Genomic DNA, 13,947 nt, shown 5'->3' on the forward strand with positions numbered 1-13,947 from the left:
ACTTTCTACGGCGCGTAAGCCCGCATGAAACGAACGGCCGCCTCCCTCGCGAGGCGGCCGTATTCGTCTGGGGTCTTGTCGGACGGCAGGCGCAGCAGCGAGCGCAGCTGGCTGTGGCCCATGACCATGCCGGAGAAGAACTCCGCGGCCTGGTCGAAATTCTCGACCTTCATCCGGCCAAGCTCGGTCTCGGTCTTGAGGAATTCGGCCAGCTGCCTGCGGGCGCTCAAGGGACCGGCCTCGAAGACCTCCTTGGCCACGTCGGGCATCTCGCCCGAGCCCAGCATGATCACCCGCATCATCGAGTAGCTCTTGCTGGTGATCACCGTCTCCAGCACGGAGCGGGCATAGGCTTCCAGCGCCTCGGTCGGGTTCTCGATGGCGCCCGGCTCGCGCAGCGAGGCGGTAATGGCCTCGACCCGGCGGTTCATCAGAGCCCGCATCAGCTCGGCCTTGGAGCCGTAGTGGTTGTAGACCGTCTGCTTTGAGACCCCCGCGCGGCGGGCGATCTCCTCCATCGGGGCCGAGAGGCCGCGTTCGCCGATCACCTCGACGGCGGCGTCGAGGATGGCTTCGGTCTTGGCGACGTCGATCTGTCCGGGTACGCGGGGCATCAGTGAGCGTCCGATGGCGGCGGGGGAGCGTTCTTGACCGGCGCGGCCAGCAGCGACACGACGGCGGCGACGAAGCAGCCGATGGCCAGCAGGGTGAAGCTGTCGCCGAAGGCCATGACCGTCGCCTGTTGCTGCATCATGCCGCCGATGGCCTTGCGCGCGGCGCCGGCGGGGTCGGCGACCCCCAGCTGCATCATGCGCTCGGTCAGGCCGGCCATCATGTTGGCCGTCGGACCGCCCTGCATCACCTTCGAGGTCATGTCGTCGTAGTACAGCGCGGTCTGCTGGGTGATCGAGGTGGCGAGCAGGGCCAGGCCCACAGCGCCGCCGGTGTTGCGCGACAGGTTCACCAGGCCGGAGGCGTTCTTGACCATGTGCGGGGGCAGGGTGCTCATCGTGATCTGCTGGGTCGCGATCATGGCGATCATGACCCCGACGCCGCGGCAAGCCTGAACGCCGGCGAACTCCCAGAAACCCCAGTCCTTGCTCACGCTATGGGCCATGTACATGCCCCAGCCGGCCAGCATGAAGCCGATGAACATCGGGATGCGCGGGTCGCCCTTGCGCACCAGGCGCCCGGCCAGCGGCCCGGTCAGGAACATCGACAGGCCCGAGACCACCATGGTGGTGCCGACCTCCGACGCCGAATAGTGGCGCACCCGGCCCAGGAACTGCGGCAAGAGGAAGGTGCCGCCAAACAGGCTGGCGCCCGAGACCGCGGTCATCACCACGCCGATGGTGAAGTTGCGATTGGCGAAGGCGCGCAGCTCGACGATCGGGTTGCGATAGGTCAGCTGCCGCCAGATGAAGGTCACCCCGCCCAGCACGGCCACGACGGTCAGCCACAGGATGCCGCTGTCGTCGAACCAGTCGTCCTTGGCGCCTTCCTCCAGCACGAACTGCATGCTCATCAGGAAGATCGCCATCACCGCCAGGCCGAACCAGTCGAAGCCCTTGGCCAGGCTGGGGTCGCCCTTGTCGAAGTCGGCCCAGCGATAGACACCGAACAGCACGATCAGGCCGGTGGGCACGTTGATGAAGAACAGCCAGCGCCAGGACAGCGCCTCGGTGAGGTGGCCGCCCAGGGTGGGGCCGACGGTCGGGGCCAGGGTGACGATCAGGCCCATGATCACGCTGGCCGTCACGCGCCGCTCGGGCGGGAAGGCGGTGAAGGCCACGGCGAACACCGTCGGGATCATCGCTCCACCGATGAAGCCCTGCAGGGCCCGGGTCAGGATCATCATGTCGATCGACGAGGACAGGCCCGTCAGCACGCTCATGATGATGAAGCCGGTGCACGAGATCAGATAGAGGCGCTGGGTGCCCCACAGGCGCGACAGATACCCAGAGAGCGGGATCATCACGACCTCGGGGATCAGGTAGGCGGTCTGGATCCAGCTGATCTGGTCGGTGCTGGCGCCCACGCCGGCCTGGATCTGCGGCAGCGAGGCCGCCACGATCTGGATGTCCAGGATGGCCATGAACTGGCCAATGACCATGGCCCCGAAGCCGAGGAACAGCTTGGTCCAGTTAACGTCCGGCTTGGGGGCGGCGGCTGCGACGGCGTCGGTCATGACCGTCCGCCCCTAGCGCGCCTCGCCCTGACGGGCGACCTGCGGCTCGGCCTGGCCGGCCTCGGCGAACGAGGGCCCCGAGCGGTCGCGGACGTCGACCTTGATCTCGACCGACAGGCCCGGACGCAGGGCCGCGCCCAGCTGGCTGCGGTCGACCACGATCTTGACCGGCAGGCGCTGGGTGATCTTGGTGAAGTTGCCGACGGCGTTCTCGACCGGGATCAGGGCGAACTCCTGGCCGGTGGCGGGCGCGAAGCTGTCGACCTTGCCGACGATCTTCTGCTTGCCGAAGGCGTCGGCCTTGATCTCGACCGGCTGGCCGACGCGGATGCGGGCGACCTGGGTTTCCTTGAAATTGGCGACGATGAAGGCCTGGCCCAGCGGCACGACCGACATCAAAGCCACGCCCGGCTGGACCAGCTGGCCCGGACGGACCGAGCGGGCGCCGACCACGCCGGCGACCGGCGCGCGGATGGTGGTGCGTTCCAGATCAAGCTTGGCCTGTTCCACGGCGGCGTGGGCGGCGGCGGCCTGGGCGACGGCCTGGGCCTTGGCCGAGCCCAGCGACTGGGCGGCGCGGCGTTCGGCTTCCAGGGCGGCCTGGGCGCTGGCGACGCCGGCGGTGGTCTGGGTGGCGGCGGCGCGCTCGGTCTGGACCTTCTGCTGCGAGACCCAGCCTTGCTTGGCCAGGGCGTCGTAGCGGTCGAGATCGGCCTTGGCGCGGCCGGCGTCGGCCTGGGCGCTGGTCACGCCGGCGGCCTTCTGGGCGATCATCGCCTGTTCCAGGCTGTTCTTGTCGTCGACGGCGCGGATGGCCGCGTCGGCGGCGCCGGCATTGGCGATCGCCTGGTCGACGCGGGCCTGGAAGGTCGACGGATCGATCTTGGCCAGCACCTGGCCGGCCTCGACCCGCTGGTTGTCGGCCACCAGCACCTCGGCCACATAGCCCGAGACCTGCGGGCTGACCTGCACGGTGTCGGCCTGGACGAAGGCATTGTCGGTCGCCTCGTAGCGTTGCTTGTCGATGAACCACAGGGTCCCGCCGACGGCCACGCCCAGCAGGACGACCCCGCCGACGATCATCGGAACCAGCTTCTTGTTACCCGGCGTCGCCATGACCCAGACCCCTGTCGAAAGGCTTCAAGCGCGCCGGATAGTCTCGTCCGGCGCGCTCAGCAAGGGATAAATGGACGCAGTCGTCCAATTTTCAATTAACGGCGACCGATGTTTTTGGTTCAGGCGGCGCGGCGGGCGCCGGGAGCCTCGGCCAGGCGGAAGCGCTGCACCAGACGGCCCAGCTCGCGGGCCTCGTTCGACAGGGCATGGCTGGCGGCCGTGCTTTCCTCGACCATGGCGGCGTTCTGCTGGGTGGCCTGATCCATCTGGTTCACGGCCGTATTGACTTGCTGCAGGCCGGTCGACTGCTCGACCGCCGAGGCGGCGATCTCGGCGACGATGTGGTTGATGTCCTGCACGCCCGCGATGATCCGTCGCAGGGCCTCGCCGGTCTGGCCGACCAGGCTGACACCCTCGTCGACCTGGGCGGTCGAGTTGGCGATCAGGGTCTTGATCTCCTTGGCCGCGTCGGCCGAGCGCTGGGCCAGGGCCCGCACTTCCTGGGCGACGACCGCGAAGCCTCGGCCGCTCTCGCCGGCCCGGGCGGCCTCGACGCCGGCGTTCAGGGCCAGCAGGTTGGTCTGGAAGGCGATCTCGTCGATGACGCCGACAATGGCCCCGATCTCGCGCGAGCTGTTTTCGATCTGGCCCATGGCGGCCACGGCGCGGTCGACGACCTCGCCGCCCTTCTCGGCGTCGGCGCGGGCGCAGGTGACGGTGCGCTGGGCGCTGCCGGCGCCGTCGGCGGTCTTGCGGACCGTGGCGGTGATCTCGTCCAGCGCCGCGGCGGTCTCTTCCAGGCTGGCGGCCTGTTGTTCGGTGCGGCGTGACAGGTTGTCGGCCGCCTGGCTGATCTCGCCCGAGCCGGCCTGGATGCCACCGACCGCGCCGTTGATCACGCCCATGGTCTGGGCCAGCTGATCCATGGCCGCGTTGAAGTCGGCCTGCAGCTTGCGATAGGCGGGCGGGAAGGTCTCGGTCAGGCGGAAGGTCAAATCACCGCCGGCCAGGGCTTCCAGGCCCTCGCCGACGCGGCTGACGACGACGGTCTGCTCGCGAGCGTTGGCCGCGCGTTCGGTCTCGCCGGCTTGGCGGGTGCGCTCGGCCTCGGCGCGCTGCTCGGCCGACATGCCTTCCAGGCGGATCTTCTCGATCGCGGCTTCCTTGAAGGTCAGCACGGCGGCGGCCATGCCGCCGATCTCGTCCTTGCGACCCACGGCGGGCACTTCGACGGTGTTGTCGCCGCCGGCCAGGCGGCGCATGGCGGCCGTCATGGCGGTGACCGGGGCGGCGATGGCGTTCGACAGCAGCCAGCCCATCAGGATGGCCACGCCCACGGCGACGGCGCCGCCGATGGCCAGGGTGAGGAGGCCGGCGCGGAAGGCGTTGGCCTGCTCGACGCGGCGCTCGGCCAGTTGCTGGTCCTCGACCTTGGTCATCGCCTCCAGCACCTTGCGGACATTGGTCAGGCGGCCGGACGAGGCGATTTCCGTGCGGGCTTGCTCGCGGGTGGCCAGGTTGTCGGCGTCGGCGATCTGCTTGCCGGTCTCGGTCTCGAAGGTCTCGACGGCGGCGACCAGCGCGTCGGCGCGGGCCTTCTCGTCGGCGTCCTCGACCCCGGCCACGATGCGCTTGAAGGCCGTCTCGTACTCTTCGTGATACTTGGCGCGCTTCTTCAGGAACGAGGCGTCCAGGCTGGCGACGTAGCCGCGCACCGCGTTCTGCTCCTCGACCAGGGCTCCGGTCGTGTCGGCGATCGCGTCGATATAGGCGTAGCTGTGCTCGTTCAGCGCGGTGATCTTCTGGGTCGAACCCAGGCTGGCGGCCACCAGGGCGCCGGCGATGACGACGCCGATCACCAGAGCGGCGAATGCAGCCAGAAGTTTGTGCGCAACTTTCAGATTAGACATGAGCAGTGTCCCCGGCCCGGTCGTTCGGTCAACAACTGCGCTTACAGGGTTAACAAACCCGTAGGGATGTGAAGAAGACCAGTGTTCACTGGAATCTCGCAGGTGGAAATCGGTTTCCAGCCCAGTAAATCTCAGGAATCCACTCGGATGGCGACCGTTTGTCGCACCCGGCTATACCTGATGAAGGTCTCGAAGCGATACTTTCCGTAGTCGGACGATTACCGCTCTACTGTGAGGCGTAAAATCGACTGCGACAGCCTGTCACAATTTTCACTTGCGTCGGAATCACGACACAGTAAAAGCCGCTCCCCAACGCAACCAACGTGGCGGGAGTGCGTATCTCCTCCGGCGCGAGTATCTCGCCGGCCCCGCTCAAGGTCGCAGGAGTTACCTCAGATGAAGACCCAGACCGGCCAGACGCCACTCGACATGATCCGCCCGGTGCTGTGGATGGCCGCGGCCGCTTTCGCGGCCGGTTTCGGCGGCTACCTGATGATCGGCCTCAAGGCCGTCCACGCGGCCCCCAGTTTCTAAGCCTTACTTCGAGCCCGTCGAGCCGAAGCCGCCGGCGCCGCGATCGGTGGCGTCCAGGTCTTCGACCTCGACCAGCGGCCATTGCGGGGCCGCCGCGATAATCCCCTGGGCGATGCGGTCGCCGCGGCGGATCGTGAACTCCTCTTCGCCCAGATTGATCAGCAGCACGCAGACCTGGCCGCGATAGTCGCTGTCGACGGTGCCCGGCGCGTTGACGACGGTCACGCCGTTCTTGAAGGCCAGGCCCGAGCGCGGGCGCACCTGCATCTCATAGCCGTCCGGAACCGCGACCGAAAACCCCGTGGGGGCCATGCAGCGCGCGCCGGGCTTCAGCACGATCGGCGCGTCTTCCGGCACGTGGGCTCGCAGGTCGAAACCCGCCGCGCCGGCCGTGGCGTAGGTCGGCACCGGCAGGTCGGCTTGACCTTCCCAGCGCTTGAAGCGGATGGCGAGACCGGCGGGGATGGCGGACATGGGAGGCGCTCCTGAAAGACCGCCCGGCTGTAGCTGATTTGCCGGGGCTCAGGCCAGAGCGTCGGCGATGCGTCGGGCGATCTGGGCCGCCACCTGGTCCTTGGCCGCACGGTCCCAGCGCTCGGTCCCGCCTTGGGTGATCAGCAGCACGGCGTTCTCGCCGCCGCCCATCACGCCCGGTTCGGTGACGTCGTTGGCGATGATCCAGTCGCAGCCCTTGCGGGCCAGCTTGGCGCGGGCGTGCTCCTCGACATGGTCGGTCTCGGCCGCGAAGCCGATCACCAGCTTTGGCCGCTGCGGGCCGCTGGCCGACAGGGTCGCCAGGATGTCGGGGTTCTCGACAAAGGTCAGGGCCGGCGGGCCGCCCTTTTCCTTCTTCAGCTTGGTGCCAAAGGCCTCGTCCACGCGCCAGTCGGCGACGGCGGCCACAAACACGCCGACATCGGCGGGCAGGGCGGCCTGGCTGGCGGCCAGCATCTGGCGAGCGGTCTCGACATCGACCCGCTTGACCCCGACCGGGGTGGGCTGGGCGACGGGGCCGGCGACCAGGGTGACTTCCGCGCCCAGCCTGGCCAGCGCCTCGGCGATCGCGAAGCCCTGCTTGCCGCTGGAGCGGTTGGTGATGCCGCGCACCGGGTCGATCGGCTCGAAGGTCGGGCCGGCGGTGACCAAAGCACGCTTGCCGGCCAGCGGCCGGGCGGCGGGGCCTTCCAGCTGCGCGACGATGGCGGCGAAGATCTCTTCCGGCTCGGCCAGGCGGCCATAGCCGAACTCGCCGCAGGCCATGGAGCCTTCCTCGGGCCCGACAAAGCTGACGCCGTCGGCCTTCAGGGTGGCGATGTTGCGCTGGGTGGCGGGATGCAGCCACATCCGAACGTTCATGGCCGGGGCCATCAGCACCGGCTTGTCGGTGGCCAGCAGGGTGGTGGAAGCCAGGTCCCCGGCCAGGCCGTGGGCCGCCTTGGCGATCAGGTCGGCCGTCGCCGGCGCGACCACGATCAGATCGGCCGAGCGCGACAGCTCGATATGGCCCATCTCGTGCTCGTCGGTCAGCGAGAACAGTTCCTGATAGACCTTGTCCTCGGCCAGGGCCGCCAGGGACAGCGGTGTGACGAACTCGGCGCCGGACTTGGTCAGGATCGGCCGCACGCCGATACCGGCCTTGCGCAGCAGGCGGGTCAAGAGCAGCGCCTTGTAGGCCGCCACCCCGCCGCCGACGATCAGAAGAACCCGCTTCTCGCTCAACGTCGCGCTCCGCACATCTGTATCGCCCTGCACATGCCTACGCCCGAGCCAAAGCGCCAGAGACAATGATGGCTGAAAGATAGGGACTCGACTCGTGTTCCGCTTTCGTTCAATAAACGTCAAAGTAGAACAATGGGGCGATGCCATCATGAAGATTGTGCGACGTTTCTCGGTGAGCGCGATAGCGCTCGTGCTTCTCGCGGGCCTCGCGGCCTGCGACAGCGGAGCCTCGGCGGTGAAGGCGCCCAAGGCCAGCGAGCGGACCAGCGCGGAGGCGACAGCGCCGTCCGTCGAAGGCCGGGAAAGCGGCGGTCGCACCGCCGATCCGCGCGACGCGCCGGTCAAGCTGGTCTCGGGCAAGCCCTACTGGGCCGCCAACCGCACCCGCACCGCCGAGGAGAACGCCCAGCGCTCGTTCGAACGCAACGGCGCGACCTTCGAGGCCAAGAGCGCCGACGACTATGTCGCTAAGGTCCATGCCTTCGTCAGCGATCCGCCCAAGGGCGCGGAGACGCTGAAACGCGCGAACGGCGACCTGCTGATCTACGATCCCAAGGGCAATGTCTTCGCGGTGGTGTCGCGCGAGGGCGCGCCGCGCACGATGTTCAAGCCCGACGAGGGCGCGGCCTATTGGGACGAGCAGAAGACCCGCGAGGCGCGGCGGGCCTCGGCGTCCAATCGGCGCGAGCGGGAGCCGGCGGAGAGCTAGACGGGCGGCCGCGCCAGCAGCAGGCCGGTGACGAAGGCCGCGCCGGCCGTCGCGGCCCCGACCAGGAACCACAGCAGCGGCCAAGCATGCTGGCGCTCGGCCACCACGGCGACGGGCGGCGGCGGAGCCTCGGCCAGGCGAGCCAGGGCCTTGATGGCGCGCAGGGCTTCCTCGGCGAAGTCGCGGGCCTTGGCGGCGGGCGACAGTTCGCGGCCAATCCAGCGGCGCACCACCGGGTCGGCGGCGGCCCACAGGTCGTGGGTCGGGTCGATGCGGCGGGCCACGCCCTCGACGGTGACCATGGTCTTCTGCAGCAGGACGAGCTCGGGCCGCAGGGCCATGTCGAACAGGGCGGTGATCTCGAAGAGCTGCGCCAAGAGGCGGCCCATCGAGACGTCGCGGGCGTTGCGGCCGAAGACCGGTTCGCCGACGGCGCGCAGGGCCTGGGCGAAGGCGTCGACGTCCTGGTGGGCGGGCACATAGCCGGCGTCGAAATGGACCTTGGCCACCCGTGCGTAGTCGCGGTTCAAGAAGCCGTACAGGATCTCGGCCAGGTAGCGTCGCTCGCCGGGACCCAGGCGCCCGACGATGCCGTAGTCGACGGCGACCACCTCGGCCGGGGCGGCCACGAACAGGTTGCCCTCGTGCAGGTCGGCGTGGAACAGGCCATGGTCCAGGGCTTGAGCGAGGAAGCCCCGCGTGACGTTCTCGGCCAGGGCCTTGCGGTCCAGGCCGGGCAGTTCGAGCGCGGCGGCTTCGGACAGCGGCACGCCCTCGGCCCAGGTCAGGGTCAGGACGCGTTTGCCCACGCCCTCCCAGCAGACGAGCGGCGCGCGCATGTAAGGGTCGACCGCCATGGCCTCGCCCAGCTCGGCGCAGCCGGCGGCCTCGAAACGCAGGTCCATCTCCAGGTCCAGCGAGCGGATCACCACCTCGACGAATTCGGTCGGGCGCAGGCGGCGCGAGGCGGGGGCGAGCTTTTCAGCCAGCCGCGCGGCCAGGCGCAGCACGGCGCTGTCCTGGGCCACCTGGCGCTCGACGCCGGGGCGCAGCACCTTCACGGCGACCTTGCGGCCGTCGACCAGCGTGGCCGGATGGGCCTGGGCCAGTGAGGCGGCGGCGACCGGCTCGCCGATCTCGACATAGATCTCGCCCAGCGGCTTGCCGAGATTGCGCTGAATCTCGGCTTCGGCCACCGCCAGGGGGAATGGCGCCAGCCGGTCCTTCAGGTGCGAGAGGTCCTCGGCGAAGGCTGTTCCGAAGATGTCGGCGCGGGTCGACAGGAACTGGCCCATCTTGATCGCGGCCGGACCCTGCTTTTCCAGCACCTGAGCCAGGCGCTCGCCCGGCCGGCCGCGCTTGGCCGCCCCGCCGGCGAACAGGCGCAGGACGCGCCCGGCCCACTTGGCGGGCGCCGGCAGCAGCGGCTCGACCTCGCGCGGGATCAGGGCGTCGGCCCGGACCAGGGCCCAGCCCGCGCCGGTCAGGCGCCAGAAGGCGGACAGGTTGGCCACGATCCTAGAGCGCCCAGCCCTGGTGCAGGGCCGCGACGCCGCCGGTGAAGTTGGTGACGCTGACCCGCTTGAAGCCGGCGTTCTCGATCATGCCGGCGAAGGTGCGCTGGTCGGGGAAGCGACGGATGCTCTCGACCAGGTACTGATAGGCGTCGCGGTCCTTGGCGACCCACTCGCCGACCTGCGGAATGACCTTGAAGCTGTAGGCGTCGTAGGCTTTCGCGAGCGCCTCGGTCACCGGCCGCGAGAACTCCAGGCACAGGAACCGGCCACCGGGCTTCAGCACCCGGCGCGCTTCGCGCAGGGCCGCGTCGATGTCGGTGACGTTGCGGATGCCGAAGCTGATCACATAGGCGTTGGCGTAGTTGTCGGGCAGCGGCAGGCGCTGGGCGTCGCCGACCGTCCAGGTGATCTCGGGTTCGCCGCCGCGCTCGATGCCGGCCATGATCATCTCGGCATTGTAGTCGACGATGTTGATGGTCGCATCCGGACCGCCACGGCGCTCCTGGGCGGCGCGGGTCATCTTTGCGAAGCGGCGGGCCATGTCGCCGGTGCCGCCGGCGCAGTCGACGATCACCTCGCCCGGCTGCGGGTTCAGGCGCGCGGCCACGGCGTCCTTCCAGAGGCGGTGCACGCCGCCGCTCATCAGGTCGTTCATGATGTCGTAGTTCTTGGCGACGCGGTCGAAGACCCCGCGCACCAGGCCCGCCTTCAGCGAGGCGTCGACATCCGTGAAACCGAAGCTGGCGGAGGTGTTGCTCATGACGTCTTTGGGCCGGGTTCTCTATATGACAGACCGCTCTTAGCCCGCACATTGCGTCGCGTCATCGTCTTAAGGGATCGCCCTTGCCCGAATTGCCCGAAGTGGAGACCGTCCGACGCGGTCTCGAACCCGTCCTGTCCGGCGCGCGCCTGGCCCGCGTCCGCGCCAACCGGCCCGACCTGCGCTTCCCATTGCCCGACGGCTTCGTCCAACGGCTGACGGGGGCCAAGATCCTGCGGCTGGACCGCCGCGCGAAATATATCCTGGCTCCGTTGGATCGCGGCGACACGCTCGTCATGCACCTCGGCATGACCGGCCGCTTCGAGATCGCCGCGCCGGCCGAGGGCCATGAGAGGACCGTCCGCCCCGGCGACTTCGCCCGCGAGGTCACGCCCGACGACAAGCATGCCCACGTGGTCTTCGAGACGGAGGAGGGCGCGACCGTCACCTATTACGACCCGCGCCGGTTCGGCTTCATGGACCTGATCCCGACCGAAGGCGTCAGCCGCCACCCCTGGTTCGCGACCATGGGGCCCGAGCCGCTGGGCGACGGCTTCGACGTCAAGACGCTGGAAAAAGCCTTCGCCAATCGCAAGCAGGGCCCCAAGACCCTGTTGCTGGACCAGAAGACCGTCGCGGGCCTGGGCAATATCTATGTGTGCGAGGCCCTGCACCGCGCGCACATCTCGCCGTTCAAGCCGTCAGGCGGGATCGCCAAGAAACGGCTCGGCCCCCTGACCACGGCGATCAAGGACGTGCTGGCCGAGGCCGTCGAGGTCGGCGGCTCGACCCTGAAGGACTTCGCCGCCGCTGACGGCGCCCTGGGCTACTTCCAGCACCGCTTCCGCGTCTACGACCGCGAGGACGAACCGTGCCCGACCCCCGGCTGCAAGGGCGTCATCGCCCGCGAGGTCCAGGCAGGGCGGTCGACGTTCTTCTGCCCGGTGTGTCAGGTGTGAGCACGAGCGAGGCCTGAGCTGGGTGGCTGTCGGGCCTTCGGACCGTTAGCCTCTCCAGCGTCATGAGGTGTCTGGAGGGGCATGTGAAAGCACTGATTGTCGCCGCCTTCGCCATGACGCTTTCTCTGCGCGCGGAGGCCGCCGAACTGATCGGGCCCGCGCGCTTCTGCGGCTACTCCCCCATCATCGATCTGGAACCCGGTGAGAGAATTACGACGCTGGACGGTGGCGTACACGGCGGAAGCTTCCGCTGGGAATGGACCGTTCGGCGCGCTCGAGGTTCGGGGCGTAGGGTGGGCCGCCCGGCCCAAGGGCAGGATTGTCGAAGCCCAGGCCGGCTTGAAACCGGCGAGGTTCGCTCAACGACGCGTGGAGGGGCGTTATGAGATGGCCATCTGGAATGGCGCTCATGGCGCCGCCTATTTCAGCTCGGAGAGACCCCTGACCGAGCGCCAGATAAGCGCCATCCGCCGCGTGACGCTTTACGAAGAAGGCGAGACGCCTTCCGGCTGCGCTTTGCGCACGGGCTTTTCCTGGAATTGAAGATGTTCAGTCGACCTCAGGGGGCCGGGGCGGGATGGGCCGCTGTCGTGGCCGTTGTTGCGGACCTCAGCCTCGCCGCCTGCCATGCCTCCGCGCCTCGCGTCGAGCAGGTCGACGAACGCGCGGTCTTGCCCTCAGCAGACCTCAGGAAGGACGACTACGTTCGGCACTACCTGCTGATGACCGTCCGCGACGGCGACCAGCTTCCCTTCACGACCTCGGGCGCGCCGGAAAAGCTGGGCCAGCCCAGAACGGTATGGGTGGCCGTCTTCGTGCGGACCCCGAGCGTCTGGACGTCCGAGCGCGCGGGAATTCGCCTTGTTTCGCAGCGGGACCAGTTCCCGGAGTACTTTCACGGAGGGTGTCAGGTCGTGAACCTGGTTTCCGACGCCGCCACCGGAAACACGCTGTCCAGCTGGTGCAATATCGACGATGGCGCCTCGGGGGATAGGCCAACGCCCATCCCTCATTTCAGGACCGAGGACTCTCCGTTCGGCTAGCCGCGCAAAGCCAAGACGCCAAGGCGCTTAGAGGGCTCCCCAACGCCGTGCGCCTCTCTATAACTGCACCGTTCAAGCAGGAGACCCCGATGGCCGAGTACCAGACCCTGATCGTCGAGGCGCCGGAAAAGGCGCCGGGCGTGACCCTGATCCGTCTGAACCGGCCCGAGGCCCTCAACGCCCTGAACACCCAGCTGCTGGGCGAGCTGGCCCAGGCGCTGGCGGCGGCGGAGGTCGACGACGCCGTGGGCTGCATCGTGCTGACCGGCTCGGCCAAGGCCTTCGCGGCCGGCGCCGACATCAAGGAGATGTCGGACAAGAGCTACGCCCAGATGTTCAAGGCCGACTTCTTCACCGCCGGCGCGCGGGCGATCGAGCAGTGCCGCAAGCCGATCATCGCCGCCGTCGCCGGCTACGCCCTGGGCGGCGGCTGCGAGCTGGCCATGATGTGCGACTTCATCCTGGCCGCCGACACCGCCAAGTTCGGCCAGCCCGAGATCAATCTGGGCGTCGCGCCCGGGATCGGCGGCACCCAGCGCCTGACCCGCTTCGTGGGCAAGTCCAAGGCCATGGACATGATCCTGACCGGCCGGATGATGGGCGCCGAGGAGGCCCAGGTCTCTGGCCTGGTGTCGCGGATCTTCCCGGCCGACACCCTGGTCGACGAGGTCCTGGCCATCGCCGCCAAGATCGCCGCCCAGTCGCCGCTGGCCGTGGCCATGAACAAGGAACTGGTCGAGGCCGCCTACGAGACGACCCTGACGACGGGGGTCGCCCTGGAGCGGCGCCTGTTCCACTCGCTGTTCGCGTTCGAGGACCAGAAGGAGGGCATGGCGGCCTTCGTCGAGAAGCGAAAGCCGGCGTTCAAGGGCGAGTAGCTTTCTTGGTCGCGTGACGGCGCCAAAACCGGTTCCCACTTTTTGGCTGTCACGCTCGGAAACGATTGCGCCAAAATGGCCGCAGGATTCCTGCCTGTGGACCGTTGACCCCGGCGAGTGGTTCCCGTATATCCGCGCGCTCTATTTTCCCTGCTTCGCGGTCGCCGCGCGGCTGTCCGTTTGAAGGTCCGACCTAATGGCCAATAATCCCGGCGCCAAGAAAGCGATCCGCAAGATCGCCCGCCGCACTGAAGTCAACACCGCTCGTCGCTCGCGCGTGCGCACCTTCCTGCGCAAGTTCGACGACGCCATCGCCAAGGGTGACGTCGCCGTCGCCAAGGCCGCGTTCGTCGAGGCTCAATCGGAGCTGATGCGCGCTGTCTCGAAGGGCGTGGTTCACCCGAACACGGGTTCGCGGAAGGTGTCGCGTCTGGCGGCCCGTCTGAAGAAGCTGGATAAGGCCGCGGCCTAAGTCCAGATTCTGGACGAACGCCGTTCGTCCAACGATTACAAGTATTTACAAAAGCCGATCAGGTCCGCCTGGTCGGCTTTTGCTTTGAATCCAACGCTCTATTTTTCGCGTTGCAATCTGTGATCTGAGGGGTTGGCTTCAC

At 68.3% G+C, this 13,947-nt stretch carries 15 protein-coding genes; 7 read left to right on the forward strand and 8 right to left on the reverse strand.

The genetic code is table 11. The features are described 5' to 3' along the window. Positions 1-5 precede the first annotated feature (5 nt). The 4 genes from AC1RR5_RS01355 to AC1RR5_RS01370 form a co-directional block, all read right to left on the reverse strand. Complete coding sequence (locus AC1RR5_RS01355) at positions 6-614, reverse strand: TetR/AcrR family transcriptional regulator (RefSeq protein WP_454761967.1); 609 nt, start codon at positions 612-614, stop codon at positions 6-8. Next, entirely contained in the window at positions 614-2,188 is a 1,575-nt protein-coding gene (locus tag AC1RR5_RS01360; protein ID WP_492919303.1) for a DHA2 family efflux MFS transporter permease subunit, read from the reverse strand. The genes AC1RR5_RS01355 and AC1RR5_RS01360 overlap by 1 nt, the downstream gene beginning before the upstream one ends. A gap of 12 nt (positions 2,189-2,200) precedes the next feature. Beyond that, entirely contained in the window at positions 2,201-3,304 is a 1,104-nt protein-coding gene (locus tag AC1RR5_RS01365) for an HlyD family secretion protein (RefSeq protein WP_492919304.1), read from the reverse strand. A gap of 119 nt (positions 3,305-3,423) precedes the next feature. Beyond that, positions 3,424-5,214, reverse strand: a complete 1,791-nt coding sequence (locus AC1RR5_RS01370) for a methyl-accepting chemotaxis protein (protein WP_492919305.1) — start codon at positions 5,212-5,214, stop codon at positions 3,424-3,426. A 396-nt stretch (positions 5,215-5,610) separates the two neighbouring features. Between AC1RR5_RS01370 and AC1RR5_RS01375 the strand changes: the two genes are divergently transcribed. Continuing rightward, a complete protein-coding gene (locus tag AC1RR5_RS01375) occupies positions 5,611-5,748 on the forward strand; it encodes a hypothetical protein (protein WP_492919306.1) in 138 nt (45 codons plus the stop codon). 3 nt (positions 5,749-5,751) lie between these two features. Here AC1RR5_RS01375 and dut read toward each other — a convergent pair whose 3' ends face one another. Together dut and coaBC are read right to left on the reverse strand one after the other, a co-directional pair. Further along, positions 5,752-6,222, reverse strand: coding sequence for a dUTP diphosphatase (gene dut / locus AC1RR5_RS01380; protein WP_492919307.1), 471 nt, complete (start codon positions 6,220-6,222; stop codon positions 5,752-5,754). A gap of 48 nt (positions 6,223-6,270) precedes the next feature. Further along, complete coding sequence (gene coaBC, locus AC1RR5_RS01385; protein WP_492919308.1) at positions 6,271-7,467, reverse strand: bifunctional phosphopantothenoylcysteine decarboxylase/phosphopantothenate--cysteine ligase CoaBC; 1,197 nt, start codon at positions 7,465-7,467, stop codon at positions 6,271-6,273. Positions 7,468-7,615: 148 nt separating this feature from the next. Between coaBC and AC1RR5_RS01390 the strand changes: the two genes are divergently transcribed. Continuing rightward, positions 7,616-8,176: a hypothetical protein gene (locus AC1RR5_RS01390; protein WP_492919309.1), complete on the forward strand. Its 561-nt coding sequence runs from the start codon at positions 7,616-7,618 to the stop codon at positions 8,174-8,176. Here the strand turns inward: AC1RR5_RS01390 and ubiB are convergent. After that, on the reverse strand, positions 8,173-9,690 hold the full coding sequence (gene ubiB / locus AC1RR5_RS01395) for a 2-polyprenylphenol 6-hydroxylase (RefSeq protein WP_492919310.1): 1,518 nt from the start codon (positions 9,688-9,690) through the stop codon (positions 8,173-8,175). The genes AC1RR5_RS01390 and ubiB overlap by 4 nt on opposite strands. Before the next feature lie 4 nt (positions 9,691-9,694). Further along, a complete protein-coding gene (locus AC1RR5_RS01400; protein ID WP_492919311.1) occupies positions 9,695-10,453 on the reverse strand; it encodes a class I SAM-dependent methyltransferase in 759 nt (252 codons plus the stop codon). Positions 10,454-10,536: 83 nt separating this feature from the next. Between AC1RR5_RS01400 and mutM the strand changes: the two genes are divergently transcribed. From mutM to rpsT, 5 genes are all read left to right on the forward strand, one after another. After that, the gene (gene mutM, locus AC1RR5_RS01405; protein ID WP_492919312.1) at positions 10,537-11,412 is read left to right on the forward strand and encodes a bifunctional DNA-formamidopyrimidine glycosylase/DNA-(apurinic or apyrimidinic site) lyase; all 876 of its coding nucleotides are present in this window, start codon (positions 10,537-10,539) and stop codon (positions 11,410-11,412) included. Positions 11,413-11,799: 387 nt separating this feature from the next. Continuing rightward, positions 11,800-11,955, forward strand: a complete 156-nt coding sequence (locus AC1RR5_RS01410; RefSeq protein WP_492919313.1) for a hypothetical protein — start codon at positions 11,800-11,802, stop codon at positions 11,953-11,955. Positions 11,956-12,002: 47 nt separating this feature from the next. Then, complete coding sequence (locus AC1RR5_RS01415) at positions 12,003-12,455, forward strand: hypothetical protein (protein WP_492919314.1); 453 nt, start codon at positions 12,003-12,005, stop codon at positions 12,453-12,455. Positions 12,456-12,544: 89 nt separating this feature from the next. Then, on the forward strand, positions 12,545-13,333 hold the full coding sequence (locus AC1RR5_RS01420) for an enoyl-CoA hydratase (protein ID WP_492919315.1): 789 nt from the start codon (positions 12,545-12,547) through the stop codon (positions 13,331-13,333). A gap of 196 nt (positions 13,334-13,529) precedes the next feature. Beyond that, positions 13,530-13,805 carry a 30S ribosomal protein S20 gene (rpsT, locus tag AC1RR5_RS01425; RefSeq protein ID WP_099444320.1) on the forward strand — a complete coding sequence of 92 codons (276 nt, stop codon included), beginning with the start codon at positions 13,530-13,532 and terminating at the stop codon, positions 13,803-13,805. Positions 13,806-13,947: the final 142 nt, after the last annotated feature.

Source organism: Caulobacter sp. GW821-FHT11E11 (assembly GCF_058808315.1).